The sequence below is a fragment of the Lachnoclostridium sp. An131 genome (assembly GCF_002160825.1).
Classification (GTDB): domain Bacteria; phylum Bacillota; class Clostridia; order Lachnospirales; family Lachnospiraceae; genus Laedolimicola.
The window spans coordinates 174,206-194,286 of the sequence record NZ_NFLI01000006.1 but is presented as its reverse complement, the minus strand read 5'-3'; the positions used below and the strand labels follow the sequence as shown (position 1 = coordinate 194,286).

General features: G+C 51.2%; 20 protein-coding genes, 12 tRNA genes and 1 rRNA gene. 26 read left to right on the top strand and 7 right to left on the bottom strand.

What is annotated here, in order from left to right; all coding sequences use genetic code 11:
- The 4 genes from B5E77_RS06845 to B5E77_RS06830 all read left to right on the top strand — a co-directional run.
- Positions 1-96: ribosomal RNA gene (locus B5E77_RS06845) — 23S ribosomal RNA — on the top strand; the annotation flags it as partial.
- A 114-nt stretch (positions 97-210) separates the two neighbouring features.
- A tRNA-Asn gene (locus B5E77_RS06840) sits at positions 211-282 on the top strand.
- A gap of 253 nt (positions 283-535) precedes the next feature.
- Complete coding sequence (locus tag B5E77_RS06835) at positions 536-1,042, top strand: MarR family winged helix-turn-helix transcriptional regulator (protein WP_087164614.1); 507 nt, start codon at positions 536-538, stop codon at positions 1,040-1,042.
- Complete coding sequence (locus B5E77_RS06830) at positions 1,043-1,567, top strand: flavodoxin domain-containing protein (protein ID WP_087164613.1); 525 nt, start codon at positions 1,043-1,045, stop codon at positions 1,565-1,567.
- A 132-nt stretch (positions 1,568-1,699) separates the two neighbouring features.
- On the opposite strand, the gene B5E77_RS06825 is transcribed toward B5E77_RS06830, so the two are convergent.
- From B5E77_RS06825 to B5E77_RS06800, 6 genes are all read right to left on the bottom strand, one after another.
- The gene (locus B5E77_RS06825; protein ID WP_087164612.1) at positions 1,700-2,125 is read right to left on the bottom strand and encodes a GtrA family protein; all 426 of its coding nucleotides are present in this window, start codon (positions 2,123-2,125) and stop codon (positions 1,700-1,702) included.
- Complete coding sequence (locus B5E77_RS06820) at positions 2,122-3,726, bottom strand: xylulokinase (RefSeq protein ID WP_087164611.1); 1,605 nt, start codon at positions 3,724-3,726, stop codon at positions 2,122-2,124. Before B5E77_RS06820 ends, B5E77_RS06825 begins: the two co-directional genes overlap by 4 nt.
- Positions 3,727-3,793: 67 nt before the next feature.
- Positions 3,794-4,435 carry a TetR/AcrR family transcriptional regulator gene (locus tag B5E77_RS06815; RefSeq protein ID WP_087164610.1) on the bottom strand — a complete coding sequence of 214 codons (642 nt, stop codon included), beginning with the start codon at positions 4,433-4,435 and terminating at the stop codon, positions 3,794-3,796.
- Positions 4,429-5,622 (bottom strand): class II aldolase/adducin family protein, encoded by a 1,194-nt coding sequence (locus B5E77_RS06810; RefSeq protein WP_087164609.1) that lies wholly within the window; start codon positions 5,620-5,622, stop codon positions 4,429-4,431. The genes B5E77_RS06815 and B5E77_RS06810 overlap by 7 nt, the downstream gene beginning before the upstream one ends.
- A 14-nt stretch (positions 5,623-5,636) precedes the next feature.
- On the bottom strand, positions 5,637-7,121 hold the full coding sequence (locus B5E77_RS06805; RefSeq protein ID WP_087164608.1) for an aspartate aminotransferase family protein: 1,485 nt from the start codon (positions 7,119-7,121) through the stop codon (positions 5,637-5,639).
- A gap of 261 nt (positions 7,122-7,382) precedes the next feature.
- Positions 7,383-8,276: a helix-turn-helix domain-containing protein gene (locus B5E77_RS06800; RefSeq protein ID WP_087164607.1), complete on the bottom strand. Its 894-nt coding sequence runs from the start codon at positions 8,274-8,276 to the stop codon at positions 7,383-7,385.
- Between the two features lie 112 nt (positions 8,277-8,388).
- On the opposite strand from B5E77_RS06800, the gene B5E77_RS06795 reads away from it, so the two are divergent.
- From B5E77_RS06795 to B5E77_RS06695, 22 genes are all read left to right on the top strand, one after another.
- A complete protein-coding gene (locus B5E77_RS06795) occupies positions 8,389-9,633 on the top strand; it encodes an MFS transporter (RefSeq protein WP_087164606.1) in 1,245 nt (414 codons plus the stop codon).
- 202 nt (positions 9,634-9,835) lie between these two features.
- A tRNA-Glu gene (locus B5E77_RS06790) sits at positions 9,836-9,907 on the top strand.
- Between the two features lie 4 nt (positions 9,908-9,911).
- Positions 9,912-9,985, top strand: a tRNA-Ile gene (locus tag B5E77_RS06785).
- A 41-nt stretch (positions 9,986-10,026) separates the two neighbouring features.
- Positions 10,027-10,100 (top strand) — tRNA-Asp (locus B5E77_RS06780).
- Positions 10,101-10,120: 20 nt separating this feature from the next.
- Positions 10,121-10,206 (top strand) — tRNA-Leu (locus B5E77_RS06775).
- 148 nt (positions 10,207-10,354) lie between these two features.
- Complete coding sequence (locus B5E77_RS06770; RefSeq protein WP_162609665.1) at positions 10,355-11,431, top strand: tetratricopeptide repeat-containing glycosyltransferase family 2 protein; 1,077 nt, start codon at positions 10,355-10,357, stop codon at positions 11,429-11,431.
- A gap of 100 nt (positions 11,432-11,531) precedes the next feature.
- Positions 11,532-12,299, top strand: coding sequence for a complement C1q tumor necrosis factor-related protein (locus B5E77_RS17070; protein ID WP_242963648.1), 768 nt, complete (start codon positions 11,532-11,534; stop codon positions 12,297-12,299).
- A gap of 249 nt (positions 12,300-12,548) precedes the next feature.
- Positions 12,549-12,622: transfer RNA gene (locus B5E77_RS06760), tRNA-Arg, on the top strand.
- A 189-nt stretch (positions 12,623-12,811) separates the two neighbouring features.
- Positions 12,812-13,306, top strand: a complete 495-nt coding sequence (locus tag B5E77_RS06755; RefSeq protein WP_087164604.1) for a DUF1700 domain-containing protein — start codon at positions 12,812-12,814, stop codon at positions 13,304-13,306.
- 146 nt (positions 13,307-13,452) lie between these two features.
- Positions 13,453-13,611 (top strand): hypothetical protein, encoded by a 159-nt coding sequence (locus B5E77_RS17065; protein WP_204248024.1) that lies wholly within the window; start codon positions 13,453-13,455, stop codon positions 13,609-13,611.
- 153 nt (positions 13,612-13,764) lie between these two features.
- Entirely contained in the window at positions 13,765-14,082 is a 318-nt protein-coding gene (locus B5E77_RS06750; RefSeq protein WP_087164626.1) for a rhodanese-like domain-containing protein, read from the top strand.
- A gap of 143 nt (positions 14,083-14,225) precedes the next feature.
- On the top strand, positions 14,226-15,383 hold the full coding sequence (locus B5E77_RS06745) for a THUMP domain-containing class I SAM-dependent RNA methyltransferase (RefSeq protein WP_087164603.1): 1,158 nt from the start codon (positions 14,226-14,228) through the stop codon (positions 15,381-15,383).
- Positions 15,380-16,759, top strand: coding sequence for a lectin like domain-containing protein (locus B5E77_RS06740; RefSeq protein ID WP_087164602.1), 1,380 nt, complete (start codon positions 15,380-15,382; stop codon positions 16,757-16,759). Before B5E77_RS06745 ends, B5E77_RS06740 begins: the two co-directional genes overlap by 4 nt.
- On the top strand, positions 16,756-17,358 hold the full coding sequence (locus B5E77_RS06735; RefSeq protein WP_087164601.1) for an XTP/dITP diphosphatase: 603 nt from the start codon (positions 16,756-16,758) through the stop codon (positions 17,356-17,358). Before B5E77_RS06740 ends, B5E77_RS06735 begins: the two co-directional genes overlap by 4 nt.
- A 13-nt stretch (positions 17,359-17,371) precedes the next feature.
- Positions 17,372-17,854, top strand: coding sequence for a metallophosphoesterase family protein (locus B5E77_RS06730; RefSeq protein WP_087164600.1), 483 nt, complete (start codon positions 17,372-17,374; stop codon positions 17,852-17,854).
- 163 nt (positions 17,855-18,017) lie between these two features.
- Positions 18,018-18,092: transfer RNA gene (locus B5E77_RS06725), tRNA-Pro, on the top strand.
- A gap of 41 nt (positions 18,093-18,133) precedes the next feature.
- Positions 18,134-18,204: transfer RNA gene (locus tag B5E77_RS06720), tRNA-Gly, on the top strand.
- 48 nt (positions 18,205-18,252) lie between these two features.
- Positions 18,253-18,326, top strand: a tRNA-Arg gene (locus tag B5E77_RS06715).
- Positions 18,327-18,382: 56 nt separating this feature from the next.
- A tRNA-His gene (locus B5E77_RS06710) sits at positions 18,383-18,456 on the top strand.
- Positions 18,457-18,474: 18 nt separating this feature from the next.
- Positions 18,475-18,546, top strand: a tRNA-Gln gene (locus tag B5E77_RS06705).
- Positions 18,547-18,612: 66 nt separating this feature from the next.
- Positions 18,613-18,685, top strand: a tRNA-Lys gene (locus B5E77_RS06700).
- Between the two features lie 400 nt (positions 18,686-19,085).
- Positions 19,086-19,787, top strand: coding sequence for a metallophosphoesterase (locus B5E77_RS06695; protein WP_087164599.1), 702 nt, complete (start codon positions 19,086-19,088; stop codon positions 19,785-19,787).
- A 10-nt stretch (positions 19,788-19,797) separates the two neighbouring features.
- Here B5E77_RS06695 and B5E77_RS16800 read toward each other — a convergent pair whose 3' ends face one another.
- Positions 19,798-20,076, bottom strand: coding sequence for a hypothetical protein (locus tag B5E77_RS16800; RefSeq protein WP_143468590.1), 279 nt, complete (start codon positions 20,074-20,076; stop codon positions 19,798-19,800).
- Between the last annotated feature and the right edge of the window lie 5 nt (positions 20,077-20,081).

Genomic DNA, 20,081 nt, shown 5'->3' with positions numbered 1-20,081 from the left:
TAAGACCCCTTGAAGACGACAAGGTAGATAGGGCAGAGGTGGAAGCACGGTAACGTGTGGAGCTGACTGTTACTAATAGGTCGAGGGCTTGACCAAAAAGCGAAGAAAGCGAAAGCACTTTGCAAAGCGTCATAGGATAGAAAAAAGTCTTAAAAATGGATTGACAGTATATAGTTTTGAAGGTATAAGGGAAGAACTTATGCCAGATAATCCTCGATAGCTCAATGGTAGAGCACACGGCTGTTAACCGTGGGGTTGTAGGTTCGAGCCCTACTCGGGGAGCTTCAGAGGAGAGAGACCTGTGAGCAGAATGCTTGCAGGTCTTTTTATTGTGGGTTGCGGCTCATAGTTTTTATGTACAATATGGTAAAGTGTTGCTTCTCTTTTTATTGACAGATTAAAGCAATCCTGCTATTCTAAAATAGGAAACTAGTTACCTAATCAACTGCCAAACGGCCGGCTGCTGTCTGTTTAAGAGCAGAAACAGTATCCGGACAGAAACAGGCAGGAGAAAGCAGAATTTCAGAAAACAGATATGAAAGATTTAAGAATACAGGAACTGATTACGCGGTTTTCTGATACCAGGGAAAATCAGGAGAAAGCAGTATTCAGCACTCTGTTCATTGCTGGAAACAGGCTGCAGACTGTTTTTGACAATCATATCCCGGAGATATCCTTGAAGCAGTTTATGCTGCTGTCGATAGTCAGACAGTTGCCAGAGCAGCTGACGTTTACGCAGCTGGGTGATATTCTGGGCTGTTCCCGCCAGAATATAAAGAAGCTGGCGGACGCACTGGAGAAAAAGGGATTTATTACGATTCAGCAGAGTTCCTCTGACGCAAGAGCTATGTGCATCTGTCCTGCGAAGAAAGCAGAGGAATATTTTCAAGAGGAGTTTTCTGTGTATCAGAAAGAATTGAAATATCTTTTTGAGGTGTATACGGAAAAAGAATTGGAGCAGTTTTTCCGGCTTTTGATGAGGCTGTACGCAGGAATAGAAAATCTGCAGAGGAGCATAAGAGAAGAGGAGAGGGAAAAATAGATGAAAACGGCAGTCATTTATCATTCACAGACAGGTTTTACGAAACGCTATGCTCAGTGGACAGCGGAGGCGGTAAAAGCGGATTGTTTTGAATTGTCAGAAGCCAGGGAAAAAGATTTGTCCGGGTATGAAGCAGTTGTGTTTGGGAGCTGGGTGTGCGCCGGAAGTCTCAGCAAGTTCGGCTGGTTTAAAAGCAATATGGACAAATGGAAGGATAAAAAGCTTGCGGTTTTTTGCGTCGGAGCAAGTCCGGCGGATAATCCGGAGGTCCAGGATTTCCTGAAGCAGAATTTTGGAGGACCGGAATTTGCAGGAGTCAGGGTATTTTACTGCCCAGGCGGCTTTTGCTATGAGAAGATGGGGATGAAGTCGAAGTTTATGATGAAGGTGTTTATGAAAGCGCTGAAGGCGAAAAAGGAGAAGACAGAAGCAGAGAAAGAGATGATAAGATGGATTTCTTCTTCTTATGACATTTCTAACAGAAAGTATATTGAGCCTGTGCTGGAATATCTGAAGGAATTATAAGAATGGCTATAAAGAAAAGACTGAATGGATGGGAGCTTTCAGTTTTGCCCCTGCCATTCAGTCTTAATATAGGAATGACCAAAATGGATTGACTGTTAAAGAACCGTCATAGCGGTGTAAGGGAACGAGAAATCAACATTCGTTCTCTTTTTTCTGCGTTTCTCTCGTATCGATGGAATCCCGGAAGACATAGAAACGGTCGTACAGGAATTCCAGAGTCAGGTTGCAGACCATGTTCAGCGCAGTTACCAGATATTCGTTCCAGTGGAGTGTATCGGCCAGATAGCTGCCCGCAATGGTGGAGACCGGGGTGAACACGCAGTAGAAGGCGAAGACCTTCAGCATGGCCACGGGCACGTTGCTGGCGGACTGGAAGGTGTACCGGCGGTTTAGTGTGAAGTTCCAGAGAACCGACAGGATCAGGGCTATCAGGTAACAGGGCCAGTAGCTCCAGCCGGTCAGTTCGTTCAGCAGGGAGAAAGCAATGATTTCGATGAGCCCTGCTGAAATGGAAAACAGTACGAATTTCAGGGTGCGGAGCAGTTCTTTATGCTTCATGCGTGAGCCTCCCCTCTTCGGCGCAGGAGCCGGAAGTTGTCTTTATTGGCTGCGTACAGCTTCTTGAAAATTTCATAGGAATGATTGTAGAGGGCATGTTCTGCCGGATTCGGCGCATAGCGGCTGTGGATGGGGATGAAGTCCCGTATCCTGTCCAGGTCGGGAATCAGGCCCAGACCGACGGCTGCCACAGCCGCGGCGCCTACGGAGCCCACATTCTGCGGACTTTCTACCACCTCAATCGGATGTCCCGTGATATCGGCCAGAATCTGTGAGGTGACAGGGGAAAGGGCGCCTCCCCCCACGAAGCGGATGGTGTCGGAGACGCTTATCTTTCGGGCCTGACATTCCAGCATCCAGCGCAGGTGATAGCAGATACCCTCCAGAACCGCGCGGATAAGCTCTGTCTTTCCGGTCTCCAGGCGGATGCCGAAGAACATGCCGGCGGCTGCGGGGTCTTCAAAGGGACAGCGGTTGCCATGAAGCCATGGAGTGAAGATGACGCCTCCGGAACCTGCGGGAGCATTTTTCACAGTCTCTGTCATATAATCGTACAGGCTGCGGGCGACGGCCTCGGGACCTTCCGAGATGTCCTTCTTTTCCAGATAAATGCCGATTTCATCCAGAGCGAGATGATCCCGGACCCATTCCAGACATTTTCCGGCTGTCTCCATTTCCGCAAAGTAGTTGTAGCGGCTGCGCTGGGCGCCGACGATGGCCGCGATCATGGCGGATACGTCCACCAGCTGCCGGTCGGTCACGGTGCTGACCCAGCCGGAGGTGCCGCAGTAGATATGAGTGTCTCCCACGCGTGTGCAGCCGGAGCCCACGCCGATGAGGGAAGCGTCTCCGCCTCCGCCGAAGACGGGCGTGCCCGGGACAAGCCCCAGTTCAGACGCGGCCTGTTCGGTCAGGACGCCTGCCTGTTCGGAAGAAGAGATGATTTCCGGAAGATGTTCCATGCGGATGCCGAAGGTTCTGCATAAGGGCTCACTCCACATATGTTTTCTGGTATCGTAGAGCAGCGTGGCGAAGGCGGAATCTTCAGTCATCACAAAACGGCCCGTACAGCGGTGTATCAGATACTCTTTTACATCCAGCCATTTGTGGGCGCGGGCAAAATTTTCCGGCTCATGGGCTTCTATCCATTTGTATTTCCACATGGGGTCCTTGACGCTTGTGGAGACAGCTCCGGTGATCCGCAGGCTTTTCAGAAGCTTGAAGATGTTAGCCCCGGCAATTTGGATGCCGTAGGCGATACCTTTCCGGATTTCTTCCACGGCCCGCTGGTCCATATAGCTCATGGGACGGTGGACGGGAACGCCGTTTTCGTCTGTCAGCACAAGTCCCTGCATCTGGGAGCAGAAGGAGATTCCGGCTATCTGCTCCGGGGCGGTGCCTGTTCTTTTAAGAAGTCTTTCTGTGGTGCAGCACATGGCAGTCCACCATTCATCGGCGTCCTGTTCGGCTCCTCCGTCTTCTAAAATGTAGAGATTGTATCCTTCACTCTCTCCGGCCAGCAGAGTGATGCTGCTGCCGATCTCAAAAAGACAGGTTTTTACGCCTGTGGTTCCAATGTCGTAAGCAAGCACATATGTCATATTTCATTCCCCCTGTATGTAAATGTATATCATATCCCTCCGGCGATTCAGTACAGGCTGAATCAAATCACTTGTCCTGTTCTTCAAAAGTAAATGCAGACTCCAGAAATTTCAGCATTTCCTTTCTTATCGATGAATTCATGTCTTCGGGTTCTGCTCCGCAGTAGATGCGGAAACGTTCTCTGTAGTAATCGCAGCAGTAGGTAAACTGCAGCATCATCAGCAGATTGTCAAAGAAAAAAGCGAAGAGCCCTGGATCGGCGTCCCGGCGTATTTTTCCTTCCCGCTGGGCACGTTCTGTCATACTGGTGTATAGACGGGCGCTCAAGGATTCGATCTCCTGAGTCAGGGCGGGAACAAAGCGCGCGGCGCTTCCGCAGGTCAGTTCGTGGTACATACGGATATGGCTGGGATGTTCCCGGCAGTGCTGCTGGAGCGCCTGAATCAGGCGCTCCGCGTACTGCAGAAGCTTTTCCTCCCGGCTGGTGGTTTCAGACAGGGTGCGTTCCAGCTCCTGCATGCTTTTTTTCACGCAGGCCAGAAAAAATCCATCTTTGTCTCCGTAATATTTATAGAGTACGCCGACGCTGATTCCGGCCCGTCCCGCAACCCTGCTCATACTGGTTTTCTCAAAGCCCTGCTCGCCGAATTCTGTAATGCCGGCCTCCAGAATCTCCTCCAGTTTTTCTTCAGTCAGGCGTTTCAGCAAATCTCATCCTCCTCTTGACCGGAAGCTTCCCGGGACTGTGCCTGCCCTTCCTTTTTTCGGGAGTATTTGGTCTGATAAATCAGTCTCTGCAGCCGGGCGTCCACAGGATTCAGCGGCTCGCAGTCGCTCAGAAGCTTTGCGTACAGAGCGGCTTCACAGCCTTTTTCCAGAAGAAGGGCGGCCGCGGCCACATCATCAGCTGTTTTTCCGGTACAGAAGCCGCCGCAGTCTTCCAGAAGCGCAGCGTTCCGGCCTGTGAGCGCTTTCGCGATGGCCGCGGGCTGCCGCCGATTCTCCCAGTGCCTTGCGCAGCGGATGTCCGGTCCGGCGATCTGGGCCAGATCATCCAGATAGGGATAGACGGTTTTGCCCAGGATACTCATAGCCATAGTGGAGGCGGAGCGTACATGCAGAATAAACCGGGCGCCGCTGCGCCGGTAAATGGCTGCGTGGACGGCAGCCGGACGGTCAGAATCCTCCGGAACAAGCCGCAGATCGTAGATGCGGGTGACAGAGCCGGTCTTCAGTTTAAAATAATGGCCGCTGCGCTGGCTTCTGCCGTAGTCTGGCATGGGCCAGAGGGCGCGCTGCTCTGTGTACATCTTAAGTTCCTCGTCCAGTACCGCGCCGATCCGCTCTGCGCAGATTCTTTCCAGGGCTTCGGCAGCCTGGAAAGCGGTGTCACAGTCTGTCCCGAGACAGAGCGCGCCGTGGCCGCGCATGAGAATGGCCTGGGCGGATGGATTGGAGGAAAGCTGGTCCGCCACTGCCTGGCGGAGCTTATCCGTGGAAGGAAGCCCGTAGGCGGCGCAGGGAACCCGTTTTCCAAGGACGGGGTCGGAAAAGCCGCTTAAGGCCCAGCCGCGGATACCGTAGACGGAGGCTTTGTCCTGGTGGGTGTGAATCACGAAGTTTACCTCCGGCCTCAGCCGGTAGGCATCCGCATGGATGCCCTTTTCGCTGGAGGGCTTACGCTCTCCCTCATAACTTAAATCGGAAATATTTACAAGAACCAGATCCTCCGGCTGCATATGCTCATAGCCCAGGCCGCTGGGTGTAATGACAAATTGTTCCTCAGATACCCGGGCGCTTACGTTGCCCCAGGTACGGGCCACAAGGCCGGCCTCCGTCAGTCTGTGCACGGCGGAGATTATGAGTTCTCTGGCTTCTGTCTCTTTATAGGCCATAGGTCTGAACCTCCTTATACGTCGATTCTTCCGCAGTTTGCAAATACGCGGTCAAAGCGGGAGAGCACGTCGTCGATCATTTCCTCCGTGTAAGCGGCGCTGGTGTAGAGTCTGGAGCCGGCCAGAGTGACGATGCCCTCTGCCATATAAGCGGCGCCGATATGCTCCATCTCTTTCTGACGGATTCCGGTTTCTTTCAGCACGTGGGGAATCGTCCAGGGTTTTGACCAGTCTACAATGAAATGCATGGTTCCTACGCTGTCCAGGTGGCAGATGGAACCCTGGTTGAAGGCCACGAAGGGCAGGTCGTATTTTTTGATCAGCTTCTGAAGGCCCTTTGTCAGACGGTCGCCCATGCGTCCTGCTTTTTCGCAGGCATTCGTCCGCTCAATCTCACAGAGTGTGTAGTAACCTGCTACACAGGAAATAGGAGTCGCAGCCAGGGTGCCGCCGCACATGGCTTTGGAAACCTTCTTTCCGGAGGAATCAAGACCTGCTCCCAGATAAGCCATGCAGTCCTCATGGCCGCCGACTCCGCCTGCTCCCGGATAGCCGCCGGCGATGATCTTTCCGAAGATAGTCAGATCCGGATCTACGCCGAAATAGCTCTGGGCTCCGCCCGGTCCGATACGGAATCCGGTTACCACTTCATCGAAGACGAGAAGCGCTCCATATTTGTGGGCCAGCCATTCAGCACCTTTGATGAATTTTTTGGATACGGGACGGGTGCCGCTTTCCGGTCCTACCGGCTCGATATAGATGGCCGCTGTGCCGCCTGTGAGCTCGTTCATTTTCAGCTTCCGTTCCAGATCATCCAGATCACCCGGGAAAAATTCATTGGTATGCTTAAATACAAAGTTCGGAACGCCTTTGGACATCAGGCCCTTTGTTCCGGGTACACGGATGCCGTAGGCCAGCTGGTCGGACCAGCCATGGTAGGCGCCGCCCATCTTCAGAATGTTTTTCTTTTTCGTTTTCAGCCGGGCGATTCTGGCCGCGACCATGCAGGCCTCGGTTCCGGAGCCCAGCATACGGAACTTCTGGACAGAGGGAACCATCTCCGTGATCTTCTTTGCCAGCTTGTATTCATACTCGTGAAACAGGCCGGTGGAAGGGCCGCAGGTATTCAGAAGCTCGATGACCTTTTCCCGCACTTCCGGCATGTTGCTTCCGAGAATGGTGGGTCCGCCTGCCTGCAGCAGGTCATAGTAGCAGTTCCCGTCGATGTCGTAGAGCCTGGCGCCTTCCGCCTTTTCAATAACGATGGGGAACGGGTAATTGAAAGCCAGATTGTGCTGTACGCCTCCGGGAATGACCTTCTTTGCCTCGGTGATCATTGCCTTGGACTTACTGCACTTTTTTTCGAAATATTCTTCCTCGTACATTTTCAGCTTATCCGGACGCACGGAATAAACCGGTTTTTTGATCAGCTCATCCAGCTGTCTGGTGACTTCTGCCGCGTTCAGATACTTGTCGATTGCAAATCCATTGTATGCCATACCTTTTCCTCCTGTTCTGCTGGCTCATGGAAGCGCCGCTTCCGGTTTTGGGAAATCCGGTGCCGGCGCAGATGTAGGGTTCGCCTTGTGAATCTATGTTCACGTCTTGCCTCCATTTTACCATTCCGACAGGAAAGCTGTCAACGAAGGCGGAGAGAATTTTTCCCGTATATGGAGCGGCAGCTGCCGCTCAGGCCGGTTTCAGACATCTGCCCTTTTAAGACGCAGGGACAGGACTTGAGAACAGAACCGCGCAGGCTGTCAGCGGTATCTCCGCCGGTATTCGGAGGGAGTGCACCCTTTCTGCTCCCGAAAGATTTTCGTAAAATAGCTGGCGTCCTCAAAGCCGCACAAAGCGCCGATTTCTGCGACGCTTCGGGAGTCTGAAATCAGGAGAGAAGCTGCCTGGCGGATGCGGTACTGTCTCAGATAGTGGACAGGAGGGACGCCGATGGTGGCGCGGAAGCAGCGGAGCGCTTCACTTTCACTGACACCTGCGCTGGCGGCGATGTGGGAGACAGTCAGCGCCTCGGGGAAATGTTCCTGGATGTACTGCAGCATCTGCTTGGCTCTCCGGGTGTCTCTTAACGCTTTTTCCGAAGGCGGGAAGGCGTCTGCCGGCCTGTGGGAAAAGAGGAGAAAGAGCAGGCGTGACAGGGAGGAACGCACCTGAAACTCATAGCCGGGGGGCTCCAGAAAGCAGGCTTCCCAGGCATCTTTGACATTTTGAAGGGCTTCCCGGTGCCAGGAGAGAGAGCCGTCCAGAGGAGTATATTTCAGGGCCTCGTTCTGAATAAGCGGATGGACATAATTTTGCCAGAAAATACTGTCCAGGCTTCCTCCGATGAGCCTCGGGTGAAAAACCAGAGAGCGGAGACGGCAGCAGCTGTCTCCTGCGGCGCGGACGGCATGGAGAATGCCGGCGTTGATAAAAAAGCCCTGCCCTTGGGAGAGGGAAAAGCGGTCCGATCCGGCACTGAGAAGGGCGTTTCCTTCTGTGATAATGAGAACCTCCAGGTCTTCATGCCAGTGCCATGCTACCGGACTTAAACGCAGATCTTCATCATGACAGGAGACGGGGAAGAGGGAGGTTCCATGCTCGGTAAGTTCTTTTCCCTGCGGATCTGTCTGTACGGCGCAAAATGATATTGCCATAAGCCTGTTTCCTCCTGTTGGTGGAAATATTATAGAAAAAAGATGGTTTTCTTCTATCTGATAGTGATTTCTGATGATATAATTATACCAGTTTACGAGGAGGAATACCAGAATGTTTCATTTGCTTTTAGCTGTTATCTATCTGTCATTTATCAGCCTGGGACTGCCCGATTCTCTGCTCGGCTCAGCCTGGCCTTCCATGTATGGCGGGTTTGGAGTCCCGGTTTCTTACGCAAGCATTATTTTTATGATTATCTCGGCAGGCACAATTGTGTCCAGCCTGCAGAGCGACCGGCTTACAAGAAAGCTGGGAACGGGCAGGGTGACGGCCCTGAGCGTGGCGGTGACCGCGGCGGCTCTGTTTGGTTTTTCATTCAGCAGTTCTTTCTGGATGCTCTGTCTGTGGGCAGTTCCCTATGGACTGGGCGCGGGAAGCGTGGACGCGTCCCTGAATAATTATGTGGCGCTTCATTATGCCAGCCGCCACATGAGCTGGCTTCATTGTATGTGGGGGATTGGCGCTTCCATAGGGCCCTATATTCTGTCCTTTGCCATGACAGGAGGACAGGGCTGGAATATGGGGTACCGGTATATTGGCTTTCTGCAGGTAGCGCTGACAGTGATCCTTTTTCTGAGCCTGCCGCTCTGGAAAAACGGAAAAGCAGAGGCGGCAGCGCAGAAGAAAACTCCCTCCGGGCCGGAGAAAAGCCCGGCCGTACAGGAAAAGCCGGGCCGGGATAAGGCCTTAAGCCTGCCGGAAATCCTGAGGCTTCCGGCTGCAAAGGAAGCCATGCTGACATTTTTCTGCTATTGCGCGCTGGAACAGACCACAAGTCTGTGGGGGAGCAGCTATCTTGTTCTGCACTGCGGCATTTCCGCGGAAGCGGCTGCCCGGTTTGCCAGCTGGTTTTTCCTTGGTGTAACAGCCGGCCGTTTCGCCAGCGGTTTTCTGACTATGGCGCTTAACGATACCCGTATGGTGAGGCTTGGCCAGGGGATTATTTTTCTCGGATTTATCACGCTGACGATCGCGGGAACCAGTGCGGCGGCGCCTTTCGGCCTGATTCTCATAGGACTTGGCTGTGCGCCGATCTACCCCTGTCTTCTCCACTCTACGCCGGAACACTTTGGAAAGGAGCGCTCTCAGGCCGTCTTTGGAGTCCAGATGGCGAGCGCTTATGTGGGAACCTGTCTGATGCCGCCGCTGTTTGGGCTGATTGCGGAGCATGTGGCTATTCGTCTGTTCCCGTTTTATCTTCTGGGGCTCCTGGCGTTGATGGCGGTCATGCATGAAAGAGTGGTCCGGAAGACAAAGGGAGATGCTGCCGGCCGGCAAGACAGACAGGAAGCGGCATAGCAGAGAATGCTCCGGGAAGCAGGCGCGGAGCGGGGGTGAACAGAGGGGATTTTTTCTTGAGAGGATTCGGGATTCGGGGCAGAAAATCTGCAGATAAAAATAGAAAATCCCCTCTTGCCAAATTGGAAAAAATGTGATAGCATATCTAATGTTCAGGTTATCTCTGCGCAGATAACGGCCCCAAGGGGCAAAAAGAGAACAGGGCTCCTTGGTCAAGCGGTTAAGACATCGCCCTTTCACGGCGGTAACACGGGTTCGATTCCCGTAGGAGTCATTTTGGACCCATAGCTCAGTTGGTTAGAGCAACCGGCTCATAACCGGTCGGTCCTGGGTTCGAGTCCCCGTGGGTCCACTTTTTCATTTATTATTTTATTATCTTATCATTTTATTTTTGGCCCGATGGCTCAGTTGGTTAGAGCGCCGCCCTGTCACGGCGGAGGTCGTGGGTTCGAGTCCCATTCGGGTCGCTTATGCGCCAGGCGCATTTGCCGGCATGGCGGAACTGGCAGACGCACAGGACTTAAAATCCTGCGGGACTAATCTCCCGTACCGGTTCGATTCCGGTTGCCGGCAGATATTGAGAATTTCTTACATTTGTGAGAGATTCTCTTTTTTTATTCCCGCGGGCAGTGAGCCAGGCGGACGCGTTCCAGGCTGCCTCTATGTAAAACATTTCTGTGCTGCATATCATATAGGGATGAAACAGGAAAAGAGTCAGTCAATGATAGAAATCAGTCTCTGCATGATTGTGAAAAATGAGGAGGAAACTCTGGGCAGATGTCTGGAGAGTATGGAAGGGCTTGTGGATGAAATCGTAATTGTGGATACCGGTTCCTCGGACAGAACCAGGGAAGTCGCAGGCAGATATACGAAGAAACTTTATCACTATGTCTGGAGGGATGATTTTTCAGCAGCCAGAAACTTTGCCTTTGACAAAGCGGGAAAAGCTTACTGCATGTGGCTGGACGCAGACGATGTAATGAGCCTGGCCGGGCGGGAAGAGTTTCAGAATATGAAAAGGGAACTGACGGACAGCGCAGATATGGTCCTGCTGCCTTATCATACCGGTTTTGACGAGATGGGAAGACCCTCCATTACGTATTACCGGGAACGGATTATGAGAAACGCTGCCGGCTTCCGGTTTCAGGGCAGGGTGCATGAAGCGGTTGCTTTGAGCGGGAGCGTGGTGAAGGGAACGGCAGTGATTGAGCACCGAAAGGAAAGGAAGGGAGACAGATTTCGCAATCTGCGGATTTACCAGGATATGGAGAAGCGTAATGAAGAGTTTCTTCCCCGTGATCTTTATTATTATGGAAGAGAGCTGGTCTCACACAGACTGTATGAGAAAGGCAGGCAGGTTTTGCAGGCTTTTCTGCGGGACAGGGAGGGCTGGAAAGAAAATAAGATAGATGCCGCAAGACAGCTTGCCGTCTGCTGCTATGGGCTGGGGCAGGAAGAGGAAGCGCTTTTGGCTCTGCTTCAGAGCTTTGTCTATGATATGCCAAGAGGGGAAATCTGCTGTGATTTGGGAAGACATTTTCTGGACAGAGGGAGATATCGGGAAGCGGTATTCTGGTATGAGCAGGCGCTGGGATTGAAACCGGAAAGAGACAGCGGGGCATTTATACAGGAGGAATGTTATGATTTCCTTCCGGCTATTTCTCTGTGTGTCTGCTATGACAGGCTGGGAGAATGGGATAAGGCGGAAACATATAACAGACTGGCGGGCAGTTTCCGGCCGGATTCCCCCTGTTATCTTCAAAATCTGGAGTATTTTAAGAAACTCTGGCGGCCGTAGCCCGATGGAAGCTTTCTGGAAGCGCATGCTCATATTTTTTACAGCAGAAGGAATGCGGGAACATATAATAAAAGGAAAATGAAAAAGAAGGATGTATTTTATGTTCTGGTTTCAAAATCATCGTCAGGGAAACAGTGAACAGGGTGCCTGCGGGCAGGAGAAGGGATGCGGCTGCTCCTGCGGCCGTCCCTGCCCGCCGCCCTGTCCGGAAGGAGTTACGGGGCCTACAGGTCCGGCGGGAGCGACAGGCCCGGCGGGAGCGACAGGTCCGGCGGGAGCGACAGGTCCGGCGGGAGCGACAGGTCCGGCGGGAGCGACAGGCCCGGCGGGAGCAACAGGTCCGGCGGGAGCGACAGGTCCGGCGGGAGCGACAGGCCCGGCGGGAGCAACAGGCCCGGCGGGAGCAACGGGTCCCAGAGGAGCGACAGGTCCGGCGGGAACAGAGGTACGGGAAGCGCTGTCTGCATATTCTACGCCCGCGCAGGCAGGAAGCGATGGGCAGGGGCTGATATTTGACAGAAACGGAGTGATAGCCGGAACTGTGATTTCGCACACGGCGAATTCTGCTGTTTTTACGGTGAATCAGCCGGGAATTTATTATGCCGCTTTTCATGGCACCTTTGCTCCGGTCAGCAATTCTGCCTTTCCCATGGGGTTGTCCGTTTATCTTCAGCAGAATGGAGCAGCTGTGCCGGGGGCGGGAGCCCAGTATACATTCCAATCCGCATCAGGAATGGAAAACCTGTCATTTTCTCAAATGATTGAGATTACGGCAGTCCCGGCAGCGCTGCAGGTGACAGGAAGCGGTGGAAGATTTCTTTATGCAGATGTGGGGCTGACAATTCAAAGACTTGGCAGCGCATCCTGAAAATGCCTGGAAGCAGACGGGTTCAGGATGAACACAAAGAAAGCCTGAGATGGTAAGGGAAGTCCCCGGCCTGCAGCGGGAAGCTTCAGCCCGGGGATTTCCTGGAGAAAAGCCGTAAATAGAGTAAAACGCAAAAAAAGCAGCCTGTTTTATATTTTTGAAAAAAGTTCTTGATTTCTGTGAATGAATGTGCTATTATAATCAGGCAGTCAAAAACAGGATGTTTTGGACTGAAAGAAAATCATATGTGTGGGCATAGCTCAGCTGGATAGAGCGTTTGGCTACGGACCAAAAGGTCGGGGGTTCGAATCCTCTTGCCCACGTTGAAAAATAAGAGAAACCTTAGTTTGACAGGGTTTCTCTTATTTTTTATCATACATATGGAAGCTGTTGAAAATGAGCAGAAGCGATTGGCTATATTGACAAGCTGAAAGCAGATAAGCTATGATATAGGCATTATCTGGCGGATATGCGTTCTGCGGACGCTGCAGTATATTCGAAAGGAAGGAAGAATGGACAGAAATGAATTCGTAAGCACGCTCCGGGCAGTGCTTTCCGGAGAGGTGCCTGCCTCTGTGGTGGAGGAGAATGTATGTTATTACAATACCTATATTTCTCAGGAGATAGCTGCGGGAAAAAGCGAGAAAGAGGTGATGGACAGTCTGGGGGATCCAAGGCTGATTGCCAGAACGATCATCGATACCCAGGGACAGGCGGGCTGGCAGGCGCAGGATTACGGAAGCCATGAGGCGTACGGCGCAGATGAGGAGCCGGAACGGGAAAAGGGGTTTCACGCGGAATTCCGTGACGACGGAGGTGTGGATATCAAGTATAAGCGCTTCAATTTTAATACCTGGTATGGAAGGCTTCTGATTACAGCGGTGATTATTCTGGCGCTGGTTCTGATTGTTCTGATTGTAGGCGGTATTCTGTCCTGGGTGCTTCCGGTTCTGGTTCCGGTTCTCCTGATTGTCTGGCTGCTTAAGATGATTTTCGGAAATCGATGAAAGCTCCGGAGCGCCATGCGGAGGCATAGTAAAAAAGAAAGAGTTTGTTTTGATAAGCTTTCAAAAAATGGAAAAATATTTTGCGGGATGCGTGCCATACTATGACTGTAATAAGTTACACATCTTCAATACAGGAGGCAGTCATTATGGCAAACAATGCAAACAATGCTAACAGCGACAGCAAGAATTACAGCAATTCCAGCAAGAATTCCAATATGAAGAATTCTTCCAATGCGAAAAATTCTTCCAACGCGAAGAATTCTTCCAAAAACGCGAAGAACGAGTCTGAGAACTGCAACTACTAAGCGGGAAAAAGAAGGCGGCGCAGGTGCGCCGCTTTCTTTTTTTGCGGTACAGGCGCACTGCGGAACCTGTCACATATGAGGCTGAAATACATATCATATCTTATACCTGGCTCTGTCGGGCAGGGCAGGAAAACAAAAAAATCAGGTGAGGATATGGAGTTTGAAACTATTTCTCCACGGGAGATCGATGCCTTCCTGTTCAGGGAAGGGTACAGCGTTATCGATATACGGGAACCGCGGGATTTCAGAAGGCTCCATCTGAAGGGAGCAGTCTGTATTCCCTATGGACAGCTTGAGGAACGGGTCCGGTTTCTGAAGAATCAGACTCTGGTGCTTTACTGTGAGCGGGGAGGCGCAAGCCTTATGGCTGCCAGGGAGCTTGCGGATAAGGGCTACAGGGTAAAAACCATGATTGGCGGGATTCGGGCCTACAGGGGGAAAAACCTGGAAAGCTATGTAGATAAAAGATAAGGATTGACAGGGGGGGACCTGCCATATTAAGATAAAATAAGAAAAGGGGCCGGGTGAATTTCAAAGCCCGGTCTTTCTTTGCTTTCTTGTGAAGCAAAAGAAATTCCTGTAAGCGGCCCCCGGTTGTTGGAGAGAATCAGAGTATGGAAACATATACATTTCTTGCGCCCTGTCATTTTGGGCTGGAATCAGTATTGAAAAGAGAGCTTCAGGATCTGGGCTGTGAGATCAGTCTGGTGGAAGATGGACGTGTGACCTTTAAAGGAGACATGCAGACCCTGTGCAGGGCCAATATTTTTCTGCGGACTGCCGAGAGGGTACTGCTGCAGACAGGGAGATTTCAGGCAGAGAGCTTTGACGAGCTTTTTGAGAGGATCAAGGAGATTCCCTGGGAAGAGTATATTCCGGAGAATGGGAAATTCTGGGTGACTAAGGCGACTTCGGTGAAAAGCAGGCTGTTCAGCCCCTCAGATATTCAGTCTATTGTGAAAAAGGCAATGGTGGAGCGTTTGAAGCAGCACTATGGCGTGAGCTGGTTTCCGGAGGATGGCGCGGCCTATCCGGTGCGCATTACCTTTCTGAAGGACGAGGCGGTCGTAGGAATCGATACTTCCGGTGTTTCACTGCATAAGCGGGGGTATAGAAGGCTGGCAAGCAAAGCCCCGATTACGGAGACGCTGGCTGCCGCGCTTTTGATGCTGACTCCGTGGAAGAGCGATCGGATCCTGGTAGATCCGTTCTGCGGCTGCGGCACATTCCCGATCGAGGCGGCGATGATGGCGGCTAACATGGCTCCCGGTGTAAATCGGAGCTTTGCGGCAGAGGAATGGAAGAATCTTGTGGAGCGGAAGCTCTGGTATGAAGCTGTGACAGAAGCGAATGATCTGCTGGATGATGGGATTGAAACGGATATTCAGGGGTACGATATTGATCCGGCTATGGTGAAGGCCGCCAGGGAGAATGCCAGGGAAGCAGGAGTGGATCACCTGATTCATTTTCAGGCCCGTCCGGTCAGTGAGCTGCGTCATCCGAAAAAATATGGATTTGTGGTTACAAATCCTCCCTATGGAGAGCGGCTGGAGGAGAAGGAGGCTTTGCCGGCGCTTTACCGGGAAATCGGGGAGGCGTTTGAACGGCTGGACAGCTGGTCCATGTATCTGATTACAGGCTATGAGGATGCGGAGCGTTATATCGGGCGCAGGGCAGACCGCAACAGGAAAATTTATAACGGAATGCTGAAGACCTATTTTTATCAGTTTTTGGGGCCGAGACCGCCCAGGAGACAAAAACAGGAAATATGAAAAAAGGATTGAAGGTGCTGTTTATCACAGCTTTGGCCGTGGTGAGTGCGGCGGCAGCTCTGGATTTTGGCTGGAAGGTGGGGGAAGAAGGCGTGCAGGTTTCCGGCACGGCGTTTGACTCCGCTTTGTGCAGCAGGATTGAGCAGATTACGGAGACATACGCCATTGTTCCGGTGAAGGAAGAGGTACAGCTTCCGTCCTTCTATGATTACAGGGAGAACGGACGCAGTGTTCCTGTCAGGGATCAGGGCCAGTATGGAACCTGCTGGGCTTTTGCGGCCCTGACTGCGCTGGAAACATCCCTGATGCCAGAGAACCAGTATGATTTTTCCAGGGATCATTTAAATTTTCATAACGCATATCAGATGGAGACAGAAGAGGGAGGCTCTTACATCCTGTCTGTTTCTTATCTGACATCATGGGGAGGGCCTGTCCTGGAAGAGGAGGATCCTTATGGTGACAACATTTCTCCGGACGGGCTGCAGCCTGTGCTTCATGTGCAGGAGGTTCGGATGCCGGGCGACAGGGATTTTGAGGCGATTAAGCAGACGGTTTATCTGTATGGAGGAGTGGAGAGCTCCCTGTATATGGATCTTTCTGACCCGCGTCAGGATTCGGTATATTATAACAGGGAAAACGCCAGCTACTGCTATACGGGAGAAAATCTTCCCAATCATGATGTGGTAATCATCGGCTGGGATGACGACTATCCTGCGGAAAGCTTTAATGAGCAGCCGGAAGGAGATGGAGCCTTTATCTGCCAGAACAGCTGGGGAACGGGCTTTGGCGATGCGGGCGTGTTTTATGTCTCTTATTATGATGTAAACATTGGCCAGTATAATGTGGCGTATACAAGGGCGGAGTCAAACGATAATTACGACATTCTGTATCAGTCAGATCTTCTGGGCTGGTGCGGACAGCTGGGTTATAACTCTGAATATGCATATTTTGCAAATGTTTACGAGGCAGAAGATGCTCAGGAGCTCAAAGCGGCAGGCTTTTATGCCACCGGGGAGGATACGGAATACCGGCTGGCGGTGATTCCGGATTTTCATGACGCGCAGGATCTGAGCGACGCGCAGTTTACACAGTCGGGATACCTGCAGTATGCAGGATACTATACGATAGAGCTTGATACGCCGGTAAAAGTGGAAGCGGGCGACAGGTTTGCAGTGCTTGTGCAGATAAAGACGCCAGGGAGCCAGTATCCTATCGCGGTAGAATTTGCTTCCGATGAGCTGGCGGACAGAGTGGTGCTGGACGATGGTGAGGGGTATATCAGCTCGGATGGCGGAATGTTCTGGGAACGTGTGGAGACTGCCCAGAGCAGTAACCTCTGTCTGAAGGTCTATGCGGATCAGGAGGGAACAGAATGAAGAGAAAACTGGTATTTGCAACCGGAAATGAAGGAAAGATGAGAGAAATCCGGGAAATTCTGAAGGAACTGGATGTGGAAATCTATTCTCTGAAGGAAGCAGGCATCCAGCTGGATGCAGAGGAAAATGGAACGACCTTTGAGGAAAACGCGCTGATTAAGGCCCGTGCAGCGGCGGAGCATACAGATGCTATTGTTCTCGCGGACGATTCCGGTTTGGAGATCGATTATCTGGGAGGAGAGCCAGGTGTGTATTCTGCCCGTTATCTGGGCGAGGATACTTCCTACAGAATTAAAAATCAGAACTTGATAGACCGGCTTGAGGGAGTTCCGGAGGAAAAACGGACGGCACGCTTTGTCTGTGTGATTGCCGCTGTGCTGCCGGATGGAAGGACATTGACCTCCCGCGGAACCATAGAGGGAATCATTGGAACGGAAGAGCGGGGGGAAGGAGGCTTTGGCTACGATCCTATTTTCTTCCTGCCTGAATATGGCTGTTCGACGGCAGAGCTTTCCATGGAACAGAAAAATGAGATCAGCCACAGAGGCAGAGCGCTTTGTGAGATGAAGGAGATGCTTCGGAGAGAACTTCAGCTTTGAAGGAGGAACACAGATGAGAATACTGATAGTCAGTGACACACATGGGAAAAACAGAAACCTGGAGGAGCTGATGGAGCAGTTAAGGCCCATCGATATGCTGATTCACTGCGGGGACTCTGAGGGAAGCGAGGATTACATCCGCAGGCTGGCGGACTGTCCGGTTCATATTGTGGCAGGAAACAATGATTTCTTTTCCGAGCTGCCAAAAGAGGACGAGTTCTGCATCGGAAACTATCATGTGCTGATTACGCATGGACATTACTACTATATTTCCATGGGGACGGAGATGCTGAAGGAGGATGCCCGTGCCCGCGGCTTCAACCTGGTTATGTTCGGTCATACCCACCGTCCTTATCTGGAGCAGGATCAGGATATCACGATTCTGAATCCGGGGAGCCTGTCCTATCCCCGCCAGGAAGGACGCAAGCCCAGCTACATCCTGATGGATATCGACAAGCATGGAGAGGCGCATTTTGCAATCAATTATCTGAGCTGACGTCAGTATGCAGGAGCTGCTGGAGGATATTAGACCAGAAGAGAGCAGTTTTTTGGTTTGGATTTTGGAATTGGACAAATTTTTGAAAAAAGTGATTGACATTTAAACTTCCTTATAGTAGAATATGATGTGCGTCACGAAAGGATACAGAGGTGGACGGCTTCGGGGTGTGGCTCAGCTTGGCTAGAGCGCCTGGTTTGGGACCAGGAGGCCGCAGGTTCGAATCCTGTCACCCCGATGAAGCTTTTCGGTATCTGACAGAGCGGCACAGCAGAATATGCGGGTGTAGTTCAATGGTAGAACACCAGCCTTCCAAGCTGGACACGTGGGTTCGATTCCCATCACCCGCTGTCTTAAACAGATGCCTGTTCTGAATAGACGCACACAGAGAGATTCATGTGTTCGTAGCTCAGTTGGATAGAGCAACGGCCTTCTAAGCCGTGGGTCGGGGGTTCGAATCCCTTCGAGCACATTTGCGGAAGCCTGTTGGACAGGTGCCGCGTATGCCGGTTACTTGGCAGTATTATGGTGGGTATAGCGCAGCTGGTTAGCGCGCCAGATTGTGGCTCTGGAGGCCAAGGGTTCGAATCCCTTTATCCACCCTTGCGAGAGCAATCTTTTGGGCTATCGCCAAGCGGTAAGGCACAGGACTTTGACTCCTGCATTCGCTGGTTCGAATCCAGCTAGCCCAGTTAGGGCGGCTGCAGGAGAGCTTAAAACAGGAAGCTGTCTTTCCGAATCAGAATGATATGTTATATGGAGCATTAGCTCAGTCGGTAGAGCACTTGACTTTTAATCAAGTTGTCCGGGGTTCGAATCCCCGATGCTTCAGGAAAGAAAAGGCTGGAAACCTTGAACTGATAAGGTTTTCAGTTTTTTTGCGCTTAAAAATTTTATTTTGGTATGTTCATGGAACGTTAATTGTTGTGTTATTAAACAATTATTTCCAGGCATTGATTTCGGACGGTGTATCAGAGAGAGGAAGCGGAGACTTCGGGATTTACAGGGAAAGTATTTGTTGAAACGGCTGGCTTCCGAACTGTAGGGTGTCCGATATGGATTTCAAAAAAGAAAGGATTTCCAATGCCAATACAGGATTATATGAAACGAAAAGCATTTAGAGGCTATATACAGGAGATGATTCTTCCGGTAATGGAAACCCGGCCCGGTTCTTAAACAGTGGAATCCGGTTAAAATCAAAACCTGAAATTTATTGGGGGGATGTATCATTATGATTTATGCGATGAGCGACATACATGGCGATTATGCAAATTTTCGCCGAATCTTGAAAAAAGTCAGATTTTGTGATGCCGATACAATGTATATATTGGGCGATGTGTTTGATAAAGGGGACGAAAACCTCCGCCTGTATTACTGGATCTGTGGTCATTCCAATGCTTTCTGGATAAAAGGAAACCATGAATATCTGTGCGAAAGATATTTGAACGGAACAATAGACGCTCAATTGTGGGATGCCTGCGGAGGTATCAATACAAGAATGGAAGTAGACCGTCTGGATAAGGAAGAAAAAGAGAAACTGCTGGGCTGCCTGAAAGCGCTTCCGGTGTATCTGACAGTAAAGGTAAATGAGAGCGAATACTTTTTGACCCATTCAGGATATGATGCCGACTGCTGTGTCATGTCTCCTGAAAAAACGTCCGTGGATATTGCTGCTTCGGTCGAAAAGGCGGTCGCAATGAACCAGGAAAAGTATTTGTTTTCCAATGATATTCATTACATACCGGCAAATCTGTTTTTTGACAAAGAAATAATCGTAGGGCATTATCCAACGATCCTGCTGCCCGAATATCAGAAGGCTGAAATATACAAAGGCAGGAAATATATCAATATTGATACGGGAAATGACTGCAGAAGCCGGGGCGGCAGGCTTGCCTGCGTCAGACTTGATGACGGGGAGGCGTTTTACGTTTAAGAATCTATGTTTATTTCCTGGTCCATGATTCAGCAAGGGCTGCGGGAGTATTGCCGTGTTCAGCCGCCGGTACCATAACCGCCGGATTGGTGGATTTTAAAGATGTGCATTTGACAGACTGGTTTGGAAGCTGTTTAGCAAAATCCTTATTTAACTGGAAGCGAAATAATGGAGAGGCAAAATGCCAGAACTGTCCGTAAAACAGAGGATAGAAAATATCAGTGAGACGGATATCAGTGAGACGGATATCAGTGAGACGTGGTGTTTCGCAGATATCCGTTTTTTTCACAATAC